Raw genomic sequence first — 25,386 nt, 5'->3', positions numbered from 1 at the left:
ACTGGCGGTAATCTGAAATTCTTGCTTAATCTCTCTGTTATGGAATGCCCTATCAATGTTTGAACATATCTCCGCCGCACCAGCCGATCCTATTCTTGGTCTTACCGATCTTTTTCGTGCCGATGATCGTCCGAGTAAAATCAATTTAGGCATTGGGGTTTATAAAGATGAAACAGGTAAAACCCCCGTACTTACCAGCGTTAAAAAAGCTGAGCAGTTTCTGTTAGAAAATGAAACGACAAAAAACTATTTAGGTATTGATGGGCTACCTGCTTTTGCTCAGTGCACACAAGAACTGTTGTTTGGTAAACAAAATAGTATTATTGCTGACAAGCGTGCACGCACCGCACAAACACCGGGTGGTACTGGTGGGCTGCGTGTTGCTGCCGATTTTATTGCCAACCAAACGTCGGCAAAGCGCATCTGGATCAGTAACCCAACCTGGCCAAATCATAAAAATGTATTTTCAGCCGTCGGTCTGGAAGTTAGCGAATATGATTACTACGATTCAGCCAACCACTCATTAGATTTCGATGGCTTGCTGAACAGCCTCAACGCCGCTCAGGCTGGCGATGTCGTTCTCTTTCATGGTTGCTGTCATAACCCTACTGGTATCGACCCTACGGCGGAACAGTGGGCCAAACTAGCCGATCTTTCTGTACAAAAAGGTTGGTTACCATTGTTTGATTTTGCCTATCAGGGGTTTGCCCGTGGTTTGGAAGAAGATGCTGAAGGATTACGCATTTTTGCCGCCAAACATAAAGAACTGATCGTTTGCAGTTCTTACTCTAAGAACTTCGGTCTGTATAACGAGCGCGTTGGCGCATGTACGGTGGTTGCAGCCGATAAAGAAACCGCTGATAACGCGTTCAGTCAGGTGAAAGCTGCTATTCGTGCCAACTATTCGAATCCGCCAGCACATGGCGCGACTGTCGTTGCAACCATTTTAGGCAACGATGCCCTGCGAGCAATTTGGGAACAAGAACTGACCTCAATGCGTGAACGCATCCAACGCATGCGCCAATTGTTCGTCAATACGTTGCAGGAAAAAGGTGCCCAACAGGACTTTTCTTTTATTATCAACCAGAATGGTATGTTCTCATTCAGCGGGCTGAATAAAGATCAGGTGCTACGCTTACGCAGTGAATTTGGCGTGTATGCCGTTAATTCTGGTCGTATCAATGTTGCAGGTATGACGCCAGAAAATATGGCTCCCCTGTGTGAAGCCATCGTTGCCGTTCTGTAGAGTTAATATCAGTTAGATGATTCCGTCATGCCTGCCCTAAGCGGGCATGACAGGCTGAAACGAGAAGAGTAATAAGAGATAAACTACCAGATCGCCGGCTCATCACGCACAAAAGGATTCGTTTTCCGCTCCTGACCAAATGTTGATATCGGCCCATGTCCGGGAATAAATGTGACATCATCCCCCAGCGGAAAAAGTTTATTTTTGATCGAATCAATCAATGCCTGATGATCGCCCTGTGGGAAATCAGTACGCCCTACTCCACCATTAAAAATAACATCCCCAACTAACGCCAAGCGGGCAACATTATCAAAGAAAACAACATGGCCCGGAGTATGACCAGGACAGTGAAACACCGTCAGTACGCTCTTCCCGACGTTAACCTTATCGCCTTCCTGCAACCAACGCGATGGAACTAGCGGTTTACATTCATCTAGCCCGAACATCCGGCTTTGTGCAGGTAGTCCATCCAACCAGAAAGCATCTTGATTATGCGGGCCAATAATCGGGGCGTGATAAAACTCAGCAACCTCCGTGGCCGCGCCGACATGATCTAAATGCCCATGGGTCAGTAAGATTTGCTTTACCGTAATCCCCGCACTCGTTACTGCACGTTTAATTTTATCCACATCACCACCAGGATCGATAATGGCGGCTTCGTTCGTGACCTCACACCACAACAACGTACAATTTTGGCTAAACGCCGTAACAGGGACTATTTGATATTTCATACTGCTCCATTTTTAAAGCATCCTGACAGTTTCACTGCCATAAAAACAGGTATACCCGTCATACTTCAAGTCGCCTGTGCGTTGGCTACGTTCAGTCACCCGAATCACTTACTCAAGTAAGCTCATCGGGATTAAATGAGAGACATCCTGTCTCTCACCAAAGGCCAGCCGTTGGCTGGTCAAATTCGTTCCCGACGAATTTGTCCTTCGCTTGCCGCCTTCACGCAACTCGAATTATTTAGTGTATATACCAATATCTAAAAAAATTACCAGGTTCGAACCGGGCCAGTATCAATATGAACAAAGTTACTACGGGGATAATAACCGACCCCACCTGCCCGCATCTTTACGGCTGCTTTTCTCAGGTTAGCCAGTTGAACACCATCAATATGAAAATCCATCGCCTGACCTTTAGTATGATAGCTTTGTTTGGCGACGCCTTTACGATGTGCTCGAAGTTCATTATTCGTGTCAACCGCCCGATACCCAGAAATAAGCTGTATCGGTTTATTCGTTCCCAGCATCACCTGCAAACGGAACAATTGATCAAACAAGAGCGGATCAATCGTTTTGATTTTATTTGCGCGGTAATCACGGAAAAAATGATTAAGGCGAGACAGCTCTTCTTTGTTATAACGCCTACCATCAAAAAATTCTGTTTTAAGGCGTTCCCCAGTATTCAGGTTATCAAGCGTTAAAATACGTGGACGCGGTGTTGATAATGTCGCAAACGCTTGACCGGGGAGCAGCGCCATTCCTAATGCGACGCCACCTAGCGCAAGCCATTTGCGGCGATGATTGTCAATGTGATCCATAGAACGGGTTATCCTGGATAAAAACGGTGTCGACGGGATACATAAATTGCACCGTATTGAACCTTAACCGCCTATGAAAAGTGAGTCAACCCGCTTTACTCATGGGTTTGAAGGGGATCGCAATGATCCCCTCAGGATAAGAATCTTGGTTAGTTTCGCTAAGTCGCGCTATTTTCAAGACTTACAGCAGTAATAATCCCGCTTTAGGCAAGATATGCGTTCCCAATCCTGCCGAATCATCATAATTGTAAATATCTGTTCTGAACTGAGGTTTACCATCTTCAGCCACCCAGGCCGTCAGGTAATACAGGCTGACGGGAATCCGGTGCTTCATTGATACATACGTGGTATTCCCCTGATCTAACGTTGAAGAGATACGCGCATTATTCCAGCCCGCGTCTTGTAGCAACATCCCCGCCAATTCAGATGCTTTATTCACGCGAACACAACCAGAGCTCAGTGCGCGAATGTCTCGCTGGAACAAGTTATGATTCGGCGTGTCATGCAGATAGATGGCTTCCGAATTTGGCATATTGAACTTATAACGCCCCAAAGAGTTATTGGCTCCCGGTGCCTGACGCAACCGATATGGGAAACGCTCTGGCGCGACCAGCGGCCAATCTATCATAGCAGGATCAATGGCTTCAGAATCTTGGCTCCAGCCAGACAGCACGGTATAACCATGACGCTGCAAATACCCTGGATCGCGTACAACCTTCGGAATAATGTCCTGTCTCGTCAGTGTGGTGGGCACATTCCATGGCGGATTAACCACTACATTATTCAATGAACTGCTCATTAGCGGTGTTTTACGCCGAGGTTGCCCCACAATGACCCGCGATGACAAACGCTCTGCGCCGTCCTGATAATAGATCAGTGAATAATTGGGGATATTCACCATGATACCCGTGTTAACGTTATCCGGCAGAATACGTAACCGTTGGATATTTAGCGCCAACAACGTTGCTCTCGTTTGTGGCGAAACATTCAACCAGTCACGAGTCCGTTTACCGATGATGCCATCAGCTTCTAACCCTTGCCAATGCTGGAAACGCTTAACCGCATCAACCAACGCCCCGGTATAAAGATTCTCTGAATCCACCACGGGATGTTCAGTCGTACTTCCTTCAACGAGTGGCGACGTCACATTTTCATCGACGAGCATACCGGTACGGTGCAGCATTTCACGCAATACAGCCAATTCCTGCGTTTGCTGCCCTGGTCGCAGGGTTTCCGATAAATTCAATTTCGGCCAGGGACGGTTATCCATCAGCATATTTTTCAATGCATCGTGCATCTTGGCATATTGCGAATGTTGAGGAACCAGCGACGCCAGATAGGTTGCGCTCGTACCGGATACCACTGATTGCTGCCATTGGCTGACAACATTAGGTGACGGAGATTGCAGACGATAAGGAACGCTACTGTATAGCCAATTATTGCCATTACGCTCAACATCAGAAACAAACTGCAAATAACCGAGCATCGCATCAGAGAGGATAATATCCCGAGCCAGACCGGTAACTTGCGGATCGGTTAGCCAAGTGACCCAAGTGGTAAACTGTGGTTGTATACCTGAAATCGCTAACTCTGCCAGCTGTTGTTGAAATTGCTGAACCGCAAGATTATCAGCCCACATCGGCTGCATATGATGAGTAGCATAAAGTGATGATAAATCAGATAGATATTTCAGCGTGATTGATTTTGGCAATGCCGCTAATATTGATGCCCTGCTATGTTCAACCGAGATTGCTCCTGCATTTTGTTGCGATGCATTAGACAACGCTGGGGGCAATGCTGCCTGCACCGAAAAAGAAGGTGACAGACTACATACCCAGACACACCCAGCACTCCACAATAGCCTCTGCATTTTTCGCTTATATAACAACATCCATTTATCCCCTGTACACATAGCACTCACTTCTTCCACTACAAACGATTTTGCTAGCGGAAATAACATTACCAAATAGGACTAAGAAAAATTATCTTTTTACGTATTGCGATCATGCAAATACCGTCTTATACCTGACTGTCAGTATATAAAGAGAAAAATAATTTTGCTCTATCCATCACACAATAATCTCACTGGTCCGGCAAGTCACATGTATTATTTGACGTTATCACCTTAAATTTTCGGGTGTGATTTCTACGATTGTCATAAAAATAAAGTCGCTTAAAAAAGCGACTTTATCATTCAATCCAAATCAAAATATTCCTAGGAAGCCTGCTCCTGAATTTCCGGCGACTCACTCGCAAAGCCACGCAAACCGACAACATGGACATGTTCATGATTCTGATGCACCTTACGCACCAGCTTATAGGTCGTTCCTTTTTCAGGGCTAATATTTTCCGGTGCGGCGATAATTAGCTGCATTTCCAGACGATCGCAGAGTTCAAACAGCGTCGCGATTGACTTAGCATCCAGTCGTGCCGCTTCATCCAGGAACAGGAGGCGGCATGGTGAAATATCCTTACCGCGTAACCGTTTAGACTCCTCTTCCCAGCTTTGAACGACCATAACCAGAATAGACATGCCCGTACCGATCGCCTCTCCGGTAGACAACGCACCACTTTCCGCTCGCAGCCATCCATCCGCACCACGGTTCACCTCAACTTCCATTTCCAGGTAGTTACGGTAATCCAATAGCTCTTCACCGATAGTCTGCGGCGTCCGTTGCCCCATATCGATTTCTGGATTCAGTCGCTGGTACAGTTTTGCCAATGCTTCAGAGAACGTCAGACGATTGCTATTAAACAGATCCTGATGCATTTCCTGTTGTTCAGACAACACATTCAACAACGTTGTGTGTGTTTCACGTACATTGACATTCAGACGTACGCTTTTTACCTGACCAAACGCCACGGATTGCAACCCCTGATTCAGCATACGAATACGGTTTTGCTCACGTTGGATCGTCTTACGAATGATATTCGCCACACTCTTCGAGCTTATCGCCAACATCTGCTCACGCGCGGTCAGCTCTTCAGTCAGACGATTAAGCTCAATTTCCATCTGTTCAATCGCTTCAACCGGATCATCAGTACGGATGATATCCTGACGAATACGCTCACGCAGGTGCTGATAGACAGCAATATAGAACTGAATTTTACGTTCTGGGCGTTTAGGATCTTCCGACAGACGCAGCACATCTCGTAGGTGCTCGTTATCCGCGACCGCTAAACGCAATGCCCCCAAGGCTTTATCCGACATTGAACGAAGCTCATCACCATCCATGTAAGCCAATTCGCGACGATGCAAACGACGCTCCACACCGTTATCTTTCACCAGACGCATGACGGCACACCAGCCCGCCTTCGCCGTCACCACCTGCTCGCGCATTTGGTGATAATCGCGCTCTAACTTGCGTAATTTCTTTTGCAAGCTATCCATCTCGGCTTCACAGAACGTAATTTGTTTTTCCAACTGATTTCGACGAGAGCGATTGGTACTTAATGCGGCATGTAGCTCATCACGACGCTGGCGAGCCCGAGATTCCGCATCAGCATCGGCGCGCACACCAATATCCTGAAGCTCTTGTGTCAACTCTTTCAGCATATCGCGTTTAGCATCGTAGGCACTTTTCAGCGACGCTTGTAATTGGCTATATTGCGTCAACTGTGACTGATGTTGACGCAATTGCTCGCGCGCTTTTGTTCGCTCAACTTCAGCCTGTTCCAGACGCTGACGAAGCTTGTCATTCAGATCGGTATTTTCGCCCAACATACCGGCGGAGTCCGTATAGCTAAAGTGCGCTCGGCGCTGAACAACTTCGGTTAGCGCAAACGCCTGTTGCTTAGCATGACGCTGCGTATGTTGCGCCTGTGTATAATCTTCCTGTAATTGCTCATGCTGCTGCGGATCGCTTTGTAGTACCGGCACGATTGGTTCCAACGCGGCCAACGTAACGCCATGCTGTTGGATAAAACGAGCTGACTCTTCGGTCTCATCCAGTTCCGCTCTAATCTCTTCAACCCGGTCATACAGACTGTCATCACACAGTAAACTTACACGTGGGATCAAACGGTTCAGCATGGTGCTAAGTTCTTTAGCCTGCTCGTACTGCTGACGTTGCTGCTGATTTTCGCCATCAAAATTAGCGATGGCTCGTTCGAGCTCACCACGGCGAGACTGTAGGCTTCGGATATCCACCTCGGGATCATCGTCAAACGCCACGGCCAAATGTGTACCAATAAAACGGCTGAAGGACTGGTGTAAACGCTGGGTCTTTTGTACGTCAAAAGAAAGCGTCGCATACTGCTCAGCCAGCGCCTCTCGTTCATCACGCAGGCTTTCCAAACGTATTTCACGTGCGGCGCGACCAAATAGCGGCACATCGGGAAAACGAGAGTAACGCCACTGGCGATCAGCGACTTTTACTACCACCGCACGCTCTAATTCTTCTACAGCAAATACGCTGTCATCAAAGGACTGAGGATCCCCTTCAATCAAATACAAATCTTCGGGGCAATCTTCCAAACCAGCCAATTGCTCACGAACCAGTGAAAGATCGGCGACCACAATCCCATGACGTGACGGCCCATAGAGCGCAGAGAAGTAAGGCGCATCGTCCAGCGTCACATCGTCATAAATCTCTGACAACAACACGCCGCCAAACCGTTCGGCCAGCGCATTAAGACGCGGATCCTCAGAACCACCTGGCTGACTCAGCTTTTCAATCTGCACTTCGATATGCCGTTTCCGCGTGGCGATCTCATCACGTTCAACGGTCGTTTCTCGTTCACGTTCCAGCAACTGCTGCATGAACTCGGTGACTTGACGGCTATCTTCAAATGTTTCGCCGCTTTGCTCGCTTAGCTGCGTCAGTGTTTCCTGTGCCGCCAACCAAACCGGCGCTCGCGACGTCAGTTGTTGAATACGTTGCTGAACCTGCTCCAATTCCTGCCGCAATGCCATTCGGCGCTCACCCGCCTCTGCGACCAGAGACGATAGGGTTTCAATACGCGCCTCCAGTTCCTGCTGGAGGGAATCCAGCGCTTCTGGCTGGCAATCTTGCCCGTTGCGCTTGTTGAAATCCTGTAACAAACGCTCCGCATCCTGCTGCTCACGCAAGCGCTGTTCCAGTTCCGATAAACGCATACGCAGTGGTTGTACTCGCTCAGCCTGATAGCGCTGCGACGAACTATCACGTAATAAATCACGCGCAACTTGCCAGGCATCACTACGGCTAACATTACCGGCAATACGAGAAACTAACGCATAAGCCTGTTCGAACTGACCATGCGCCGCATCAGCGACGCTCAGCTTTTGCTCAAGCATCAACAGGATTTCTGTCGCTTCCTGTTCTTTCGCCTGATAACTGTCCAGCCATTCATCGGCATTTTCCGTCGTCAGTTCAGGGAGTTGGCACAGCGTTCTGGCCCGCTCCAACGCCTGTTGCGCCTGCTGATATTGGATGGCGCGAGTTTGTTGTACATCCAGCGCCTGCTGATAGTCCGCAAGTTGGCTTTTCAGCTCATCCACTTCTAATTCGGCGGCATCGGCGCGCGTTTCGTTTTCAGCTTGCAGCTCACGAGCTTCTTCAACGACGTCATTCTGTTCTTCCAGACGATAACTCAGCTCTTCCAGATCGGCATTGTAGCGCGCGATCTTTTCCTGCTGACGCATGGCCGTCTGCACCAGATTAAGGTGATCGCTGGCAGCCTGATAATCGGTTTCCAGATCGTTTTCTGCACCGCTTTGCTCTTCCAACTCACGAGCCATTTCGACATGACGGTATTGTTCAGCGACGAGTTGTTTGCGACTCCCTAGCAGATCGCGACGTAATTCAAGTGCGCTATCAAGATGAATACGGCGTTCATTGGCGTGGCGCATATAGTCTGCCGCCACGTAAGAGGTTGCTTCAGATATCAAATGCTTAAATAAATCGCGATCGGACTGGGTAACGCGAATCGCTTCCAGTGTCATGCGGTTTTCACGCAAGGCGGCTTCCATATCCTGAAACGCTTTACGTACGCCGCTATTTTCCGGCAAAAGATAATCACGTAGCGAGCGCGTAATCGCACTGGAAATACCGCCATACAACGAGGCTTCGATCAGGCGGTAAAACTTACTGCGATCGGCGGAGGAACGTAGTCGTCGGGGCACCACACCTAAATCAAACATTAAAGAATGGTAATCCGTGATGGAGTTGAACTGTTTGAATTGAACCCCTTCCATCTCTTCTACACGTTCTTTTAACTCCTGCAAGGAAAGCACTCGCGCCTGGCGCTCTCCCACAACCTGTGTCAACAGCTGCGTTGGCTGGATTGCTGTTGGCAACCCCTGAATCGTGAACGGTTTAATATCGACTTTGCGGTCTCGCCCGGCAACCTGCTGGAGGCGCACCCCAACGAGCACACGTTGGTGCCGGGAGTTGATCACATCCAGCGTCGAATAACATACCCCTGCGCGTAATTTACCGTGCAGGCCTTTATCACGAGATCCGCTGGTCGCCCCCGCTTCCGTCGTATTCCTGAAGTGCAAGAGCGTCAGATCGGGGATCAACGCCGTAATGAACGCCGCCATGGTCGTGGACTTACCCGCACCATTGCCACCCGACAGCGTCGTCACTAATTCATCCAGATCAAACGTGCGAGCGAAAAAACCATTCCAGTTAACCAGCGTCAGTGAGCGAAATTTACCGCGTTCAATCATTCCTGTTCATCCTCAACACTCTCAGGCGGGGTATCGTCTGTACGATCGTTCTCGTCACTTTCATCTTTCAGTGACAGATTACCGTCAACAGGCATCGCTTCACCATCGCGAATCATCCGCAATTGCGCTTCACGTGCGTCATCGCCGCTACGTACATCAGCCCCAAAGCGAAAAACAGACTCAGTAATACGAAATTTGCTGCTATCACTCCCCATAAAGTAGATCATGCCCAAACGCCGCAAGCGATTGAGCGATGTTCTCACTTTTTCCTGTAATTTCTGGCGATCCAGATCGGAGCCCGTGGAACGTTGGTTAACCAGCTTCAGCAGCTTGTTTTCATCCGCTAAACTGAGCAACTCATCATATAACTCTTGTTGGCTGAAAATGCCTTCATGCGCCAAACGTTCCGGGCTGAGATACAGGTAACAGAGAATTTTCCCGACCATCATGTCCAGTTCAGACAAAACCGAACGCGGAATCAACGTAGTAGAACGCGGACGCAGATAAAAAAATCCTTCCGGCGCACGGATCAATTCAACGTTGTAACGGCTATAAAATAATTCCAGCTCTTCCTGAAAATCCATCAGAAAAGCATGATTTTCCAGTTCTTCAATGCCGACATGACGCCCTGAGCGTAATTGGCTGTCTAACGCAGGAAATAGCAAATTAGACAGCGCCGTTACCAGCTTGGCTGGCATGATATGTTCAATATTTGTCGATGACATGGGCCTGTACCTTGGCTCCGTAATCATTGATTACCTGCCACAATGCAGGCAATCCGGTGAAATCTGCTTCGGCTACGCCCAGGCGCACAGCCTGGTCGACCACGATTCGTGCAACGTCAAAATGCCGGGAGCGAGGATACTGTGCAAGATACTCACGCATCACATCGCCTAAATTAAGCGGAATTTGCTGCTCTTTGTATTTTTGTAGCGACTGTTCAACTAATGCAATTAACTGCTCGCGTATCTCACTAAACTCTTCATATTCCAGATCGGGAGGCAATTCCCCCGTCACTTCTTCACTACGCAGAGCTAATTCTTCATCACGCATATCCAGCAGTCGATCGGCATTAGCAAAGGTGAGCGCCCAGGGGTGATCGAAATAGTGTTGTACCGACTGACGCAAGCGCTGTGCAAATACCCGGTTCTTGTCCATATCGATCGCGGTACGGATAAATTTATGCACATGCCGATCATAACCGATCCATAAATCGATGGTTTGTTGCCCCCAACTGACAATACGGTCGAGTTTGCTTTGCAGATCAAAAACCAGCTTATCAACAAACTCCAGATTGTGTGAGTTGTTCAGAATGGCATCCTGAATACTCAGCAGACTGGCCTGGAGTTTGTCCCCGGCGGCTTCCAGCGTATCCTGCAATTCACGCAGCGTGCTTGAGGTTTCTGTCAGCAACTGTTCGCAGCTACTAATCGCTGCACGCCAGTCCTGATTCAACAGCGCGGCAATATCGCTTTTGACCCCTTGCTGTTGCTCATCCATGACCCGTTGGGATAAGTCAATACTGTCGAAAATCTCCGCGACAGAATATTTTAACGGCGCAAACACGTTACGATGCCAGTGAAACTCATCCCCGCCTTCTTCCGCAGCCTCTGCCGCACGACTTAGCTCCTGCGCCACAATTGAAAGTTGCATGGATAACCGCAAGGCTGAAAACTCTCGCTGGCGAATATAGTAATCCGTAATGCCGATGCCTAACGGCGTCAGGCGATAAATCGCATTGCCTTCCGCTTGCTCACTGGTAAAACGATTAATCAAACGCTGACGAACCAAGTCGTTAATCGCATTATTTGCCCGCACGGTAATGGTTTCATCGGTTTGATCAAATCCCTGACTGACGTGACGAAAAGCGTCAACCAACTCGCCTTCGCTCATTTCACCATCCATGCGCTCACCGTTAAGCGTGGCGATTGCCAGCAAAAAAGCCAAGCGTTCCGTGGGAAGGGAAAGGGAAAAATCATTTTTTCGTGCCCAGGCGACCAATTCGGGTACAGTCTGGGAAAAATCACTCATAATGCATCCTTCAACTGGGGTTTATGCGCCATGACATGGATATAACGACCCAAACTCACGAAGGGCTCCTGCCGACAATAACGCTGTTCAAGCTCAAGAATTTCAGAAAAATTATCACGCTGCTGCTGCTTATTCTGCAAATAATCATGAAAGACCCGGACACCCGTTTTACCGCTAATCGATAACCCCATATCCTCAAGCCAGCCATAAACTTGCTGCGGATCCAGCGGGTGATCCGGCGATAACGACCGACGCTTGCGTTTAGGCATCCCCGCCTGCACATAGGCAAAATTACCCAACACCATATTACGCATCAGCAATCCGTTCTGATTATAAAACATCAACGACAGCGCTCCGCCAGGTGCCAGACAATCCTTTAAGATCGCCAACACAGCCTGAGGCTGAGCGACCCATTCCAATACCGCATGAAACAATATCAGATCGGCGGGGCTTTCCATATATTGTGCGATATCCTGCGCCGCACTTTGTACAAAGCGCATATTATGGCTCACACCTTGTGCCGCTGCTGCCTCTTTGGCTCGCTGAATCATCTCATCGGATAGATCGCACAACAATACCTGATGTCCTAAAGCAGCCAAACGGCAGGCCATATGCCCTTCACCACCGCCAGCATCCAGAATATTTAAGGGACGGGCAGGAAGTCGGCCAAGCAGCCCTTCAAGATCCTGCCATAGCACCGCCTGCCGCAGTGCCCCTTTTGTGGTGCCATAAATATTCTGAGCAAATTTCTCTGCGATATCGTTAAAATTGCGATCCTGCATGAAGTCAATGGTTCCATATCATAAATTCAAGGTGAACAAAAAACGCCAGTACGTTTTTCACCATCTGCGCCACAACCCGCCATAAATGAAGGTATCGCAATCCAGTATACCGAGCGTACTCAAGTCTGCCATTTTGGCACAGGCTGACTTAGAATAAATCTTCTCACCACATAATATCTTCCTGAATGCGTTTTTTTCACTCAAAAGGAGCGCGATTTTATGCTTTTCACGCTTAAAAAATTTGTCGGCAGCCTGTTGCAGCCGCTGCCATTGCTATTGCTGCTAATCGGTGCTGGTCTGCTGCTTTTATGGTTCACCCGGCATCAACGCATGGGAAAAACACTCATTTTAATCAGTTGGCTTATCCTGACATTATTCAGTATTCAACCGATTGCCGATCGCCTGTTGCTACCATTAGAAAACCGTTATCCAACCTGGCAAGCCGATCAACCTCGAGCTGATTATATCGTGGTGCTTGGCGGTGGCTATACCTACAACGCTGACTGGGCCCCCAGTTCCAATCTCATTAGTAACAGCCTGCCACGCGTGACAGAAGGGATCCGCATTTATCATGCCAACCCCGGTGCGAAAATGATTTTTACTGGTGCGGCAGCACAAGGCAACCCCATCAGCAGTGCGCAAACCGCCGCGTGGGTGGCTGAAAGTCTGGGCGTCCCCTCTCGAGATATTCTGCTAGTGGATACCGCAAGGGATACAGAGGAAGAAGCTATTGGCACGGCTAAAATTGTTGGCCAACAGCCATTTTGGTTAGTCACATCGGCAAACCATCTCCCCCGTGCAATGCGCTTCTTTCAGGCTGAAGGATTACACCCTATGCCCGCGCCCGCAAACCAGTTGGCTATAACGACCGTGCTTAATCCATGGGAGAAAATTTTCCCTTCCGCCTATTATTTATCGCATAGCGAGCGGGCCTGGTATGAAACTCTAGGACGAGTTTGGCAAAGCCTGAAAGGGACAAAAACCGAACAGGAAGAATAGCATCACCGGTTATTCCAACCAGGGCGCAAGCTCTCGGGACGCGGTATCAAACAGTTGACGATCCAACAGCCCCGTGTGGATATAACGGGAAACGGCCTCCCAGATAACATATAACCAGCGTCGATGGACAAACGATTCAGAAACAGGCGCTTTCTTCAGGTAATGATAGAGCAGTTGTTCCGGCATACCAGATTCGCAAAGGCGAAAGAGTTCATATTCTCTGGGAGCCCACAGCATCATGCCCGGGTTAATCATCGCCAGTAGCTGATCGCTACGGGCATCTTTCAACATACTACGTAGTGAGAGATTGCCGTGAACCAAGACACAGCTATCATTAAAATCATCGAATAAGGTGGGTAACGTCTGGCGGGAACGATAAAGCAGACTGCGATCGTCCTGAGTCAATAACGGCGCAGTAATATTGAGCAACGTGGACCATAACACTTCTAAACGTTGCTGATACCAGCTTACCCAGTCATTATCCTGTGAACTATCGACAGAACCTACACAGCCATGACTATCGATTCGGTGCCAGGCCAAAACATTTTCTACAATTTGATCCATCAGTTGCGTCCAACGCTGTACGGTTCGCGTGGGCGCTTCAACCGATACGCCGCGCAGGCGCTCAATCAATAGCAACTCTTTATACGGCGGCTGTTGGGTAACAACCAATCCATACACCGTCGGTAGGCGTACATCCCCTTCTCGCGCTAACATCGATAACTTGTAGGCTTCCTGCTGTGCAACACCTTGGCAAACATAACTTTTGGCAAGTAAAGGGATAGCATGACCTTCTTTATCGTATAAAGCATACAGATGCGCGTAAGGTTGTTCGCTGATACGTTCAAGGCGACTCAGGCTTTCCCCCAACACCGTACTTAATTCCGCTTTTAATTGTTCCATAAACGGCAAAACCTCTACTGAGCAAAAGCGCCCTAACCGTCATGATGCGGTCAGTGAATCACAATTTCCCCAATACAGATCAAATAAAGAAGGTACTGCTGCTGTTTTGCTGCAAATAAAAACGGAGACTTTCTTGTGATGAAAACCTCCGTCTAATATGGACTAGCTTGATATACCCGTCATACTTCAAGTTGCATGTGTGTTGGCTGCGTTCAGTCACCCGAATCACTTACTCAAGTAAGCTCATCGGGATTCCTTCTCTTGCCGCCTTCCTGAAACTTGAATTATTTTGGGTATAGATCTTTTTACTTAGCGGCTTGTCATCGCCTGGCGCACACGAACCAAATCCTCTGGTGTATCAACGCCAACGCTGGGGATCGCTTTTGCTACCGCAACATGAATTTTTTCGCCATACCATAACACTCGCAGTTGCTCCAACAGTTCAATCTGCTCTAGCTGGCTTGGTGCCCAACTTACATAACGACGAACAAAACCCGCTCGGTACGCATAAATACCAATGTGTCGTAAGAAATGATTGCCGATGCTCTCTTTAGACTGCGCAAAACGCTCACGCTCCCAAGGTATCGTCGCACGAGAGAAATATAATGCGTACCCTTCGGCATCCGTCACCACCTTAACCGCGTTAGGATTGAACGCCTCTTCGCATGTCTCTATTGGCACGGCCAACGTCGCCATCCCCGCCCGGCAAGAAGCGAGATTTTCTGCGACCTGACGAATGATGACTGGCGGGATCAGAGGTTCATCCCCCTGTACATTCACAATAATTTCGTCATCGGCAAAACCGTAGCGTTCGATGACTTCGGCAAGGCGCTCAGTTCCAGAATTGTGGTCAGGGCTGGTCAGACAAACTTCGCCACCAGCTTGCTGAACCACCGTCTGGACATCTGGATGATCGGTGGCAACAATGACGCGCTGAGCCCCTGACTCTAACGCCCGGGCCATTACATGCAACACCATCGGCTTACCACAAATGTCCGCTAGCGGTTTACCGGGCAAACGACTCGACGCAAAGCGTGCAGGAATAATGACGGTGAAACTCATTGTGTTATCTCATCGGCACCTAATGTGCGCGCTTCATTTTCTAATAAAACGGGAATACCGTCGCGAACAGGATAGGCCAGACCATCAACCTTACATATCAGTTCCAGTTTCTCTTTATTGAAGTACAAACGCCCGTTACATACCGGACAGGCAACGATCTCAAGTAAACGATGATCCATGCTTCCTCCATCATAGAAATTATTCGACAGGCAATAGCGCCGCTGAAATAATCAGCCCGCACTTGTCTTTCATTCATGCTTGACCAATACATGCTCTACTTGACTGAGCAATTGATCGGCTTGTGCCGAGGGCAGAACGGCACTAACAGGGAGATACCACCAGTTAGCACAGGCAAACATCCTGCATTTTACGGCATCTTTTTCTGTCATTAATAACGGTTGACGACCATCAGGGGTTAAGGGCTTCAGTTGCTCTGGCTGATAGCGTTGATGATCGGAAAAAGCCACTTCGCGCGCGATGCTTACACCCGACTGACGCAACGTGGCGAAAAAACGCGGAGGGTGTCCGATCCCCGCCATCGCAACCACATTTTGTAAGCAAGAAACCTCACACGTTTCGCCCGAAAGCAGGTTAACCGCCATGCCCGAAGCGAGGGTCATGCCGATTTCCCCCTTATGAGGAACGCCGCCATTAACAATAACCGCATCAACCGAAGACAATCGACTCTCTCTTTCACGCATGGGGCCTGCAGGTAACCACCAGCCATTACCAAATCGCCGGATACCGTCAACGACCACCAGCTCAATATCGCGCGCTAACGCATAATGCTGGAGACCATCATCGGTGATCACTACGTCCAAAACATAATGAGCCAATAACGCTTCTACCGCCTCACGTCGTTTTGGCGCGACAGCAACCGGAGCGCCTGTGCGCTGATAAATCAGCACCGGTTCATCACCAGCCTGCAAGGTTGTCACCGCGTCATCAACCAACAAAGGATAATAATGGGCGTTACCGCCATAACCACGGGACACCACCCCCACCCGATATCCTTTCTTTTGCAGTTGCTCAACCAACCAGATGACGACCGGCGTCTTCCCATTACCGCCCGCCGTCAGATTACCGACCACGATAACAGGCACAGGCGCTCGCCAACGCTCACGCCACCCCCAGCGATAGCTCTGGCGGATTAAAAAAGTTATCCCGCCATATAACAATGAGAGAGGGATCAACAGCCAATAAAGTGGCGAACGTCCTGACCAGATACGCTCAATCATTCGCCAAATTGCATCTTATGTAGTTGAGCATAGGCTCCATTATTAGCCAGCAAGGTAGCATGGTCACCACGCTCAATAATGTGTCCATCTTCAACAACCAGAATTTCATCTGCGTTCTCGATGGTGGAAAGACGATGCGCGATAACCAACGCAGTACGATCTTTTTGTAACTCATCCAATGCAGACTGTATCGCCCGCTCCGATTCAGTATCCAATGCCGACGTTGCCTCATCCAGCACCAGAATCGGGCAATCGCGTAACAGCGCTCGTGCAATAGCAATACGCTGACGCTGCCCGCCGGACAATAGCACACCGTTCTCGCCAATCACGGTATCCAGACCATTATCCATCTTGCTGATAAAGTCCATCGCATGTGCCATTTTGGCAGCCCGCTCAATTTCTTCACGGCTAAAGCGATCATGACAGGCATAGGCAATATTCTTGGCAATCGTGTCATTAAACAGATGTACGTTCTGTGAGACCAACGCCACCTGGTTACGCAATGAAGCCAAGGTGTAATCACGAAGGTCGCAACCATCCAGTAAAATTTCACCAGATTGAATGTCGTAAAAACGAGTGATCAGATTAGCGATCGTCGATTTACCTGACCCCGAACGTCCAACCAGCGCCACCGTTTTTCCCGGTGGAATATGTAAGCTGACATTGTTCAGCGCCAGATTTTCTCGTCCCGAATAGGAAAAACAGACATTACGGAATTCCAGATCTCCTTTTGCCCGCTCAATCTCCCGTTTGCCAGTGTCTTTTTCCTGTTCCATATCCAAAATAGCGAACAACGTTTGGCAAGCAGCCATCCCACGCTGAAATTGCGCATTGACGTTTGTCAGTGATTTAAGCGGTCGCATCAAGGCGATCATGGAGGAGAAAACAACGGTAATCGTCCCCGCCGTCAGAGTTTCCATCACGCTTGGGAAACTCGCTGCATATAAAACAAACGCCAAGGCCAGCGAAGCAATCAACTGAATAATCGGATCGGATATTGAAGACGCAGACACCAATTTCATTCCCTGTTGGCGCATGCGATTGCTGACCTTGTCAAACCGTTTTGCTTCGACACTCTGGCCACCAAAAATCAGCACTTCTTTATGGCCTTTTAACATCTGTTCTGCACTGGTCGTCACATGCCCCATCGTGTCCTGCATACTTTTACTGATATTGCGAAAGCGTTTGGAAACAAGACGAATGGCAATAGAAACAATAGGCGCAATCACAATCAGGATGATGGAAAGCTGCCAACTGTAATAAAACATCAGAATGAAAAGACCAATGATCGACGCACCTTCTCTAATAACAGTAATCAGGGCACCGGAAGACGACGCAGCAACCTGTTCAGAATCATAGGTGATTCGTGACAACAATGTCCCCGTTGACTGCTGATCGAAGAAAGAAACGGGCATTCCCATAATATGAGAAAATAGGCGGCGGCGCATATTCATCACCACTTTCCCTGAAACCCAGGCAACACAGTAACTGGATACAAAGCCAGACGCCCCGCGCATCAACATCAGTCCAATGACCGCCAGCGGCATCCAGACTAAAATTGACCGATCGGCTTTACCAAAACCGTCATCCAACAAGGGTTTAAGCAAAGACAGCATCAGCGTGTCGCCAGCCGCATTAACAATCAGCGCAATCGCGGCTACCGTTAGCCCCGCTTTAAAAGGAGAGATCATCGGCCAGAGGCGACGAAACGTCTGCCAGGTGGAGAGATCTTTGTCATTCAGCATGCAATAAACCTGAGCCAGAAAGAAATAGCCGCCTATTTTACTCGTTATAGCGCTTTACGCCAAACCACTGATGATACCAACGGGGCGATATTTGTGTTCTAAAGCGCAATATTTGCCATGAATCGGTGAAAAAATGGGCACTTAATTGCCCAAACATGCCCGTGTCTAACCATTCATAACGCTGCTGCCGATATCGTTCGACGACTTTATCTGAAGGTAGTCGCCACGGGTTATAACGTGCGGTGGACGCGATAACATGTTGAGCGTTGACGGCCCGAATAAAAGGCGGCGAAGACGATGTTTTGCTGCCATGATGAGGGATTTGTAACAAATCTGCATTTAGCGCATTCCTTTGCCATCTAACCAGTTGTTTTTCCGCTTCGGACTCAATATCTCCCGTCAACAGAACTCGGTGTTTTCCATCATCAATACGAATCACACACGAATCGTTATTCTCTGCCCGCTCGACCAACCTCGTTGGCCACAAAACCGTAAACGTCAATCCTCTCCAACGCCAGCGTTCCCCCTGAACACATGGCTGATGATCGGCTTGTTTAAATGAACTATAAATATTTGCCGATGGATAAACCTGCCGAATCTGCTCCAGACCACCGATGTGATCCAGGTGGCTATGACTCAGAATAATTTTTTCCACATGAAGGCCCCGCCAGCGCAAATAAGGTAATATTTCTCGCGTTGCCATATCGCCGCCATCCCACCGATTGCCGGTATCATAAAGTACCGCTTTTCCCTCACGTTCAATCACGATCGCCAACCCGTGCCCAACATCTAGCATGTCCACTCGCCAGTTCGGCTCATCATTTTTTACTCGGGAAAGTACGAGTAATACGATCAAGGCCCCCAGCGTAGCGGGATGTGTTTTCCACCAGGCAAAACGCCAGATGGCCACGATGCCCCACCCTGTCACGCTCCCAATCAGTAGCGATCCGTCAAGATCTATCCAGCCAAACTGCAAGTGAGATAATGGCACAAACACCGCATTCAGCGATTGCTCGCCAAGCCACCATAATCCATGGCTCAGGTACGTGAATGGCATAAGGGGCAATGCCAGTAAAATAAGTGGGGTAGTAATAAATGAAACCACGGGAACAGCCCAGAGATTAGCTGGCAAGGACGTCAGGCTAACACCATGAAACATACTGAGTTGTAACGGCATTAACAGTAAAGTAATGCCCGTTTGCAGATGGAGCCATCGTAACCAACACCAACGAAATCGTCGTTGGCAGTGTAAGGGTAATGGGGCCCATTGGAACCAGAAGATAAGCGATGAAACGGCCAAACAAGAAAGCCAGAAACTGTCAGATAAGACGCTAAGCGGATCGCATAACAAAATAAGCGCCACGCACCATAGCCAGACTTGCCATGAAGAGCAAATCACGCCGCTCGCTTTCAACATCATCCAGACAGAAAGTGCTAAAGCGGCTCTGACGGCAGGTGGATTACCGCCAGCTAACCAGACATATCCCCAGGCGACGACAACGCCCGTCAACAGGGGGAAACGATATCCGATGCGATGGGTGAGAAAACCATATTGTATCAGCCGAGCGACGGCCCAGCCGAATCCAGCAGCCAGTGCAATGTGCAGGCCGGATATCGCCATCAGGTGCATCGTTCCCGTTTTTTGTAAAACGGCTTTGGTATCAGGATCAACCGTTTTCATTTCACCAAAGGCCAGCGCCAACAAAATGGAACGCCATGAAAATGACGTCGTTTGTTCTTCCGCCTGTGAAAGAATCCGCTGACGATAGCTACATTCAGCGTCGATAACCTGTGCCGATATGATCCGACCCGACACTGGTTGGCGTTTCGATATCGCCCAACGTTGACTATCAAACCCGCCTTCATTCAAGCGACTATGAACGGGGCGAAAACTTGCGCTCACTGCCCAGCGTTGTCCGCCACACCACTGTTGCATTGATTGCGATAGGGTCACCTGAGCATACAGCGGTGGGAAAACCCAGCGCTGATTAATTTTTTCTAACTTGATAATCACTCTGCTTTCATCAAGCTCTGCAAACCGCATACTGCTAATGGTCACAACCGCGTCAACCGGGCGCTGTGTCAACGGTTCTATCTGCTCCAACAAGGCCTGTGCGGTTAAACCTGCCCAACAAAAGCTAAAAATCGCAACGGCAATAAGGTAAGAAAGGTAAGACCGATGCAGCAACAGTGCGATAGCCAAACCAAGACCCAACCATAACAGCCTCGCAGAGGGCAACGAAGAAAGCACAAGTAAGGGCAAAATACCGATAATCGCAGTTAAACAAAGTATATTCAGCGATATTCTCTTCATCCTTTCCTCACGGTGAAAAGCACAGATTTGCCATGACCAAGCTAAATTCGGCTATCCCGCCGCGACTCAGTGACCGGAGCGTCATCGATTTTCTGCCATTCGCCGCACCTGGAGATACATAGCTTGGCAATACATATCGTTTTACGTAATTTTGCGGTCTGCTATTTCGCCTAGGATGTCGTAGTGTGGCGCTTGCTCATAGCCCAAGAGTAAGAGGAAGGAATCATCCATGCAGTAATGTTTTTCTTTTGCCATCCGTTACAGAGAATTTGCAAAACACTATGCATTTTAAGGATTATTGGGGGGATAAAAGTGACAAAAAAAGGACCGCCTTAGCGATCCCTTTCGTGGTAGGTAACGGTGAATTAACGAAGCGAGAAGATTACTTTACTTCACCCATGGCTTTCAGTTTCTTAGATAATTCACGACGTTCTTTGGATAAATCCGCATTTTTGATGATGTAATCATCCACGCGATCTTCGTAATCGCCACGCATGTTTGCAATGATCCCCTGCACATCTTCAATCGTCATACCGGGCTTCAGGTATTCACTCAGGTTATCCAGCAATAATACGCGCTTCTGGTTGTCACGAATTTTCTTTTCGTTATCAACGATTTCACGTTGCAGTTTATTTTTGCGGCGAAACATGCGCACAAACTCCAGCACATCCTGGAAACACGGTTTAGTGTCCTTATCCATTTGCTATACCCTTACGTAAAGTCATACACAGATTCTTTATGCGCCCACCATACAGGCTAACTATGCTACCTTTCAAGGTGCGGGTTTATTGCTATCAGTGACAAGATATTTAATTATCGATAATACACAGCAATGCGTTGATTATGAACCTGCTCAATCACGACCTCCGTATCAAAAATATCCTCCAGAATCTCAGATTGCATAATGTCTTCCGGCTGACCACTGTAGATGATCTGCCCTTTTCTCATCGCAATAATGTAATCAGAGTAAGTTGAAGCGAAATTGATATCATGGATGACCAGAACAATCGTTTTTCCCAGTTCATCAGCCGCACGACGAATTTGCTTCATCATCGCCACCGCATGTTTCATATCCAGATTATTCAGTGGTTCATCCAGCAACACATATTCTGTGTCCTGACAGAGTACCATCGCGACATAGGCCCGCTGACGCTGTCCGCCAGATAGCTCATCCAAAAAGCGATCTTTAAGTTCAGTCAGGTTAAGAAATGCCAGAGCGGTCGCAATACGTTCACGATCGTCAGCATTTAATCGGCCTTTCGTGTAAGGATAGCGGCCAAATCCGACCAACTCTGCCACCGTTAAGCGACTGGCAAACTGATTTTCCTGCCTCAATACTGACAAACACGTCGCCAGTTTATCACTCGCGGTGGTTGCCACATCCATACCGTTAACACTAACCTGCCCCTGATCCGCCTCCAGTAAACGGCTGATGATAGAAAGCAGCGTCGACTTTCCCGCTCCGTTAGGGCCGATGATTGACGTGACACCACCGCGAGGAATGGTCGCAGTGACATTTTTTAAAACCGTAACATGATTATAGGTCTTGGTTACATTGCCGATGTCAATCACACGGAAACCTTTTTAAGTAACAGTAAAATAAACAAAGAACCACCGATAAATTCAATGACAACAGAGAGTGCGCCAGCCATATTAAGAAGGTGTTCTAAAATTAATTGTCCACCAACCAGCGACACCACGCCCAGTAAAAAAGCGGCGGGAAGCAAAAATCGATGTTGACTGGAGCCAACCACTAAATACGCCAAATTCGCCACCATAAAGCCAAGGAAAGTGAGCGGGCCTACAAGTGCCGTTGAGATTGCCACCAGAATAGATACCAACAACAGAATGATAGTTACGCTCCGTTTGTAATCCATACCCAGATTAATCGCGGTATTACGACCCAGGGCAAGCACATCAAAACGAAAACGCATGCGCCATATTACCCATGCAACCATTGCGGTAATCACAACGGATAATGCGATTAATTCAGGAACCGCTCGGGTAAACGTGGCGAACATCCGTCCTTGTACAATAGCGAATTCACTCGGCGTCAATAGGCGCTGCATCAAATTCGCCATACTGCGAAACAACGTTCCGCAAATGATACCGACCAACAACACCAGATGAAGGTTATTACGGCTACCGGTAAACAACCATCGATACAGCATCGCTGAAAACAGGATCAACAGCACAGCTTCCAGAATAAATTTACCGCCGACACCTAACCCCGGGATACCACCGACGCCGAATACAAAGACTAATGCGGTCTGAATCAGAACAAATAACGCTTCAAACCCCATGATAGATGGTGTTAACACCCGATTATTGGTGACAGTCTGAAACAAAACGGTTGATACGCTCGCAGCAAAAGCAACGAGTAACATCGTGATCAACGTCAATCCCCGGTGCACCATAATGTATTGTAAATTGCTGCCGAGGTTGATCGTCATAAATATGGCGACCAGTCCCAGTGATAATCCTGCCAGCCACATCAGGCGCAGACTCGGAGTCAAACCAGCCAACAGAGAACCAGATTCAACGGGTATCGTAGTATTACGTTCATTAACCGACATGGCGTTTTTGGCTTAACAAGAGAAGAAGGAAAACAACGGCACCGATGACACCAAGAATCACACTCACCGGTATTTCAAATGGATAACGAATAACCCGGCTAATAATGTCACATAGCAACACTAAGCCGCCTCCCAGCAAACAAACCCATGGGATCGTTTTACGCACATTATCACCGAATAACATACTGATCAGATTGGGGACGATGAGACCAAGAAAAGGCAAATTACCCACAACTACAATCACCACGCCGCTAATCACCGCGATGATGGATAACCCCATCAGCATAACCTGCCGATAGTTAAGCCCAACATTGACAGAGAATTCTCGCCCCATTCCTGCCACCGTAAAGCGATCTGCAATCCAACAGGCGACCAGCGTCAATACCCCTACCAGCCACAATAATTCATAGCGGCCTTGCAATACGCCAGAGAAATCACCAGATTCCCAGCTTCCTAACGCCTGCAAGAGATCGAAATGCATCGCGCCAAACGTCGTGATCGCGCTAATCACCGCCCCCAGCATTATGCCAACCAGAGGCACTACCAACGCTGATTTAAGCACCACCCGGCGCAGTAAAATCATGAATAACAACGTGCCAGCCAGCGCGAATACGCTGGCAACGGCCATTTTTAAAAATATCGCTGCACTCGGAAACAGCACCATAACAACCAGCAGCCCCAGGCCAGCAGACTGTGTCGTTCCGGCCAGTGAGGGTTCGACGAAGCGATTCTGCGTCAGTAATTGCATAATTAAACCGGCCACGCTCATGGCGCTCCCCGCCAGAAGCAAGGCTATCGTGCGCGGCACCCGACTAATGAAAAAGATATCGCGCATTGCCGGATCGGTCCAAACGGCTTGCATATTCATCTGTCCTGCACCAATAAACAGGCTGGCTATGACCATGCAAGCAAGTAAAAACACACCAAAAGAAAAATAAAAAGATTTCATTATACAGCCGAGACCTGCCGTTATTGAGATATGTTGGGCTACCCTGCCCATACCCTTTAGGGTCATCATTCCGTGACGTTAAAAATCGCTCCTGGCGATTTTTTATACTTGGCTGTCCTGCCCATTACCCTTCGGGCCGTCACTCTGTGACGTTAAAAATCGCTCCTGGCGATTTTTTATTTTAGGGCGTCGTTCACATCACGCACCAATTCCTGATAACTTTGCAGGCCACCGGCAATATATAACGATGCTGAATCAAGGTAGATAACGCGATTGTTTTGCCATGCGGCTGTTTTATGAATCAACGGATTGTCCAACACTTGTTGAGCCGATTCACCACCTGGGCGACCAATCGCACTGTCACGATCGAGGACAAATAGCCATTCAGGATTAACGCTCAGTAAAAATTCTGACGTCACCACATTGCCGTGGCGCCCAGCATCAGGAAATTCTGTTGCGGGTTTAAATCCCAGTTCATCAAAAATAAAACCAAAGCGAGATTTCGGGCCGTAGGCAGACATTTTCCCACCGCTCACCATCAGCACCAACGCACTGCCTGCATTGGTCGCTTTCTCATGGGTCTGAGCAATATTCTTTTTAAAGTCAGCCAGTTGCTTTTTAGCTTCATCTTCTTTGCCAAAAATCGTTCCCAGCTGTTCGACACGCTGAGTAAAGCTATTCATAAATTGATGTTCATCAACATCCATAGAAATTGTCGGCGCAATCGCACTCAGCTTATCGTAAGCATCGCGTGTACGGCCGCCTGCAATAATCAAATCAGGACCAGCGCTGCTCAGTGCTTCGTATTTCGGCTCAAATAACGTCCCCGCATCGAGGTACTGATCGCCGCTATATTTGGCAAGAAACTCAGGCAGACGAGTACCACTTTTCGGTACGCCGGCGACCTCTATCTTCATCGCATCCAACGTATCCAAGACCGCTGGGTCGAAAACAATGACCTTCTTTGGTGAGAGCGGAACCTGTGTGGTTCCCTGAGCATGTTCGATGCTGATGGTTTTCGTCCCTTCGTTTGTCGATGCTGTCTGATCGCATCCGGACAACGCCAGCATTGACACCAATAATGTTGTTTTCATCGCAATCGTTACGTTCACCCGTACTCTCCTCTCGTGCTACTTATGCCGGAGGTATCCCATCGGCAATAAAAGAATTTCATTATCATTCGCATTAAGGTGCAAAATTGTAACCGAAGGCATGTACGGATGACTAGCAATTATGGGATTGCGGATGTTGATGTACATCAGGAAAGCGCACTAGAAAACGCTATTCAATGTTATCCTTAGCGTTTCCATCTGTTTTTCGCCTGAGAGCAAGTATTAGCT

At 48.4% G+C, this 25,386-nt stretch carries 20 protein-coding genes; 2 read left to right on the top strand and 18 right to left on the bottom strand.

Annotated features, from left to right (window positions below; all coding sequences use genetic code 11):
• Positions 1–55 precede the first annotated feature (55 nt).
• Entirely contained in the window at positions 56–1,246 is a 1,191-nt protein-coding gene (locus ACKPVM_RS05230; protein WP_409307499.1) for an amino acid aminotransferase, read from the top strand.
• Between the two features lie 83 nt (positions 1,247–1,329).
• On the opposite strand, the gene ACKPVM_RS05225 is transcribed toward ACKPVM_RS05230, so the two are convergent.
• From ACKPVM_RS05225 to cmoM, 7 genes are all read right to left on the bottom strand, one after another.
• Entirely contained in the window at positions 1,330–1,977 is a 648-nt protein-coding gene (locus ACKPVM_RS05225; protein WP_409307497.1) for an MBL fold metallo-hydrolase, read from the bottom strand.
• A 266-nt stretch (positions 1,978–2,243) separates the two neighbouring features.
• A complete protein-coding gene (mepK, locus tag ACKPVM_RS05220; protein ID WP_409307495.1) occupies positions 2,244–2,792 on the bottom strand; it encodes a peptidoglycan L,D-endopeptidase MepK in 549 nt (182 codons plus the stop codon).
• A 181-nt stretch (positions 2,793–2,973) separates the two neighbouring features.
• Positions 2,974–4,683, bottom strand: coding sequence for a L,D-transpeptidase (ldtD, locus tag ACKPVM_RS05215; RefSeq protein ID WP_409307493.1), 1,710 nt, complete (start codon positions 4,681–4,683; stop codon positions 2,974–2,976).
• A gap of 324 nt (positions 4,684–5,007) precedes the next feature.
• Positions 5,008–9,447, bottom strand: a complete 4,440-nt coding sequence (gene mukB / locus ACKPVM_RS05210) for a chromosome partition protein MukB (protein ID WP_409307492.1) — start codon at positions 9,445–9,447, stop codon at positions 5,008–5,010.
• A complete protein-coding gene (gene mukE, locus ACKPVM_RS05205) occupies positions 9,444–10,172 on the bottom strand; it encodes a chromosome partition protein MukE (protein WP_409307490.1) in 729 nt (242 codons plus the stop codon). Before mukE ends, mukB begins: the two co-directional genes overlap by 4 nt.
• Positions 10,153–11,478, bottom strand: coding sequence for a chromosome partition protein MukF (gene mukF / locus ACKPVM_RS05200; protein WP_409307488.1), 1,326 nt, complete (start codon positions 11,476–11,478; stop codon positions 10,153–10,155). The genes mukE and mukF overlap by 20 nt, the downstream gene beginning before the upstream one ends.
• Positions 11,475–12,260 (bottom strand): tRNA uridine 5-oxyacetic acid(34) methyltransferase CmoM, encoded by a 786-nt coding sequence (gene cmoM / locus ACKPVM_RS05195; protein ID WP_409307486.1) that lies wholly within the window; start codon positions 12,258–12,260, stop codon positions 11,475–11,477. Before cmoM ends, mukF begins: the two co-directional genes overlap by 4 nt.
• A gap of 219 nt (positions 12,261–12,479) precedes the next feature.
• Between cmoM and elyC the strand changes: the two genes are divergently transcribed.
• Positions 12,480–13,259 carry an envelope biogenesis factor ElyC gene (elyC, locus tag ACKPVM_RS05190; protein ID WP_409307484.1) on the top strand — a complete coding sequence of 260 codons (780 nt, stop codon included), beginning with the start codon at positions 12,480–12,482 and terminating at the stop codon, positions 13,257–13,259.
• 9 nt (positions 13,260–13,268) lie between these two features.
• Here elyC and ACKPVM_RS05185 read toward each other — a convergent pair whose 3' ends face one another.
• From ACKPVM_RS05185 to ACKPVM_RS05135, 11 genes are all read right to left on the bottom strand, one after another.
• Positions 13,269–14,162: a YcbJ family phosphotransferase gene (locus tag ACKPVM_RS05185; RefSeq protein WP_409307483.1), complete on the bottom strand. Its 894-nt coding sequence runs from the start codon at positions 14,160–14,162 to the stop codon at positions 13,269–13,271.
• Positions 14,163–14,471: 309 nt separating this feature from the next.
• The gene (kdsB, locus tag ACKPVM_RS05180; protein ID WP_409307481.1) at positions 14,472–15,224 is read right to left on the bottom strand and encodes a 3-deoxy-manno-octulosonate cytidylyltransferase; all 753 of its coding nucleotides are present in this window, start codon (positions 15,222–15,224) and stop codon (positions 14,472–14,474) included.
• On the bottom strand, positions 15,221–15,403 hold the full coding sequence (locus ACKPVM_RS05175) for a Trm112 family protein (protein WP_409307480.1): 183 nt from the start codon (positions 15,401–15,403) through the stop codon (positions 15,221–15,223). Before ACKPVM_RS05175 ends, kdsB begins: the two co-directional genes overlap by 4 nt.
• Before the next feature lie 69 nt (positions 15,404–15,472).
• Entirely contained in the window at positions 15,473–16,462 is a 990-nt protein-coding gene (lpxK, locus tag ACKPVM_RS05170) for a tetraacyldisaccharide 4'-kinase (RefSeq protein WP_409307478.1), read from the bottom strand.
• Entirely contained in the window at positions 16,459–18,207 is a 1,749-nt protein-coding gene (gene msbA / locus ACKPVM_RS05165) for a lipid A ABC transporter ATP-binding protein/permease MsbA (protein WP_409307476.1), read from the bottom strand. Before msbA ends, lpxK begins: the two co-directional genes overlap by 4 nt.
• A gap of 37 nt (positions 18,208–18,244) precedes the next feature.
• Complete coding sequence (locus tag ACKPVM_RS05160; protein ID WP_409307474.1) at positions 18,245–20,521, bottom strand: ComEC family protein; 2,277 nt, start codon at positions 20,519–20,521, stop codon at positions 18,245–18,247.
• Between the two features lie 382 nt (positions 20,522–20,903).
• Positions 20,904–21,221, bottom strand: a complete 318-nt coding sequence (tmaR, locus tag ACKPVM_RS05155; RefSeq protein WP_409307473.1) for a PTS system regulator TmaR — start codon at positions 21,219–21,221, stop codon at positions 20,904–20,906.
• Between the two features lie 113 nt (positions 21,222–21,334).
• The gene (locus ACKPVM_RS05150; protein WP_409307472.1) at positions 21,335–22,093 is read right to left on the bottom strand and encodes an iron ABC transporter ATP-binding protein; all 759 of its coding nucleotides are present in this window, start codon (positions 22,091–22,093) and stop codon (positions 21,335–21,337) included.
• Complete coding sequence (locus ACKPVM_RS05145) at positions 22,090–23,097, bottom strand: iron chelate uptake ABC transporter family permease subunit (protein WP_409307470.1); 1,008 nt, start codon at positions 23,095–23,097, stop codon at positions 22,090–22,092. Before ACKPVM_RS05145 ends, ACKPVM_RS05150 begins: the two co-directional genes overlap by 4 nt.
• Positions 23,087–24,046 (bottom strand): ABC transporter permease, encoded by a 960-nt coding sequence (locus tag ACKPVM_RS05140; RefSeq protein WP_409307469.1) that lies wholly within the window; start codon positions 24,044–24,046, stop codon positions 23,087–23,089. The genes ACKPVM_RS05145 and ACKPVM_RS05140 overlap by 11 nt, the downstream gene beginning before the upstream one ends.
• Positions 24,047–24,222: 176 nt before the next feature.
• Positions 24,223–25,158, bottom strand: a complete 936-nt coding sequence (locus ACKPVM_RS05135) for a siderophore ABC transporter substrate-binding protein (protein ID WP_409307468.1) — start codon at positions 25,156–25,158, stop codon at positions 24,223–24,225.
• Positions 25,159–25,386: the final 228 nt, after the last annotated feature.

The sequence above is a fragment of the Pectobacterium hainanensis genome, from assembly GCF_046237015.1.
GTDB lineage: Bacteria > Pseudomonadota > Gammaproteobacteria > Enterobacterales > Enterobacteriaceae > JBJYIN01.
This window is presented reverse-complemented; position numbering and strand designations above follow the sequence as displayed.

What these genes read in the sequence shown, in the direction of transcription:
- ACKPVM_RS05230 (WP_409307499.1), top strand. Translation starts at nt 56, where the DNA reads ATGTTTGAACATATCTCCGCCGCACCAGCCGATCCTATTCTTGGTCTT.
- ACKPVM_RS05225 (WP_409307497.1), bottom strand. Translation starts at nt 1,977, where the DNA reads ATGAAATATCAAATAGTCCCTGTTACGGCGTTTAGCCAAAATTGTACG.
- mepK (WP_409307495.1), bottom strand. Translation starts at nt 2,792, where the DNA reads ATGGATCACATTGACAATCATCGCCGCAAATGGCTTGCGCTAGGTGGC.
- ldtD (WP_409307493.1), bottom strand. Translation starts at nt 4,683, where the DNA reads ATGTTGTTATATAAGCGAAAAATGCAGAGGCTATTGTGGAGTGCTGGG.
- mukB (WP_409307492.1), bottom strand. Translation starts at nt 9,447, where the DNA reads ATGATTGAACGCGGTAAATTTCGCTCACTGACGCTGGTTAACTGGAAT.
- mukE (WP_409307490.1), bottom strand. Translation starts at nt 10,172, where the DNA reads ATGTCATCGACAAATATTGAACATATCATGCCAGCCAAGCTGGTAACG.
- mukF (WP_409307488.1), bottom strand. Translation starts at nt 11,478, where the DNA reads ATGAGTGATTTTTCCCAGACTGTACCCGAATTGGTCGCCTGGGCACGA.
- cmoM (WP_409307486.1), bottom strand. Translation starts at nt 12,260, where the DNA reads ATGCAGGATCGCAATTTTAACGATATCGCAGAGAAATTTGCTCAGAAT.
- elyC (WP_409307484.1), top strand. Translation starts at nt 12,480, where the DNA reads ATGCTTTTCACGCTTAAAAAATTTGTCGGCAGCCTGTTGCAGCCGCTG.
- ACKPVM_RS05185 (WP_409307483.1), bottom strand. Translation starts at nt 14,162, where the DNA reads ATGGAACAATTAAAAGCGGAATTAAGTACGGTGTTGGGGGAAAGCCTG.
- kdsB (WP_409307481.1), bottom strand. Translation starts at nt 15,224, where the DNA reads ATGAGTTTCACCGTCATTATTCCTGCACGCTTTGCGTCGAGTCGTTTG.
- ACKPVM_RS05175 (WP_409307480.1), bottom strand. Translation starts at nt 15,403, where the DNA reads ATGGATCATCGTTTACTTGAGATCGTTGCCTGTCCGGTATGTAACGGG.
- lpxK (WP_409307478.1), bottom strand. Translation starts at nt 16,462, where the DNA reads ATGATTGAGCGTATCTGGTCAGGACGTTCGCCACTTTATTGGCTGTTG.
- msbA (WP_409307476.1), bottom strand. Translation starts at nt 18,207, where the DNA reads ATGCTGAATGACAAAGATCTCTCCACCTGGCAGACGTTTCGTCGCCTC.
- ACKPVM_RS05160 (WP_409307474.1), bottom strand. Translation starts at nt 20,521, where the DNA reads ATGAAGAGAATATCGCTGAATATACTTTGTTTAACTGCGATTATCGGT.
- tmaR (WP_409307473.1), bottom strand. Translation starts at nt 21,221, where the DNA reads ATGGATAAGGACACTAAACCGTGTTTCCAGGATGTGCTGGAGTTTGTG.
- ACKPVM_RS05145 (WP_409307470.1), bottom strand. Translation starts at nt 23,097, where the DNA reads ATGTCGGTTAATGAACGTAATACTACGATACCCGTTGAATCTGGTTCT.
- ACKPVM_RS05140 (WP_409307469.1), bottom strand. Translation starts at nt 24,046, where the DNA reads ATGAAATCTTTTTATTTTTCTTTTGGTGTGTTTTTACTTGCTTGCATG.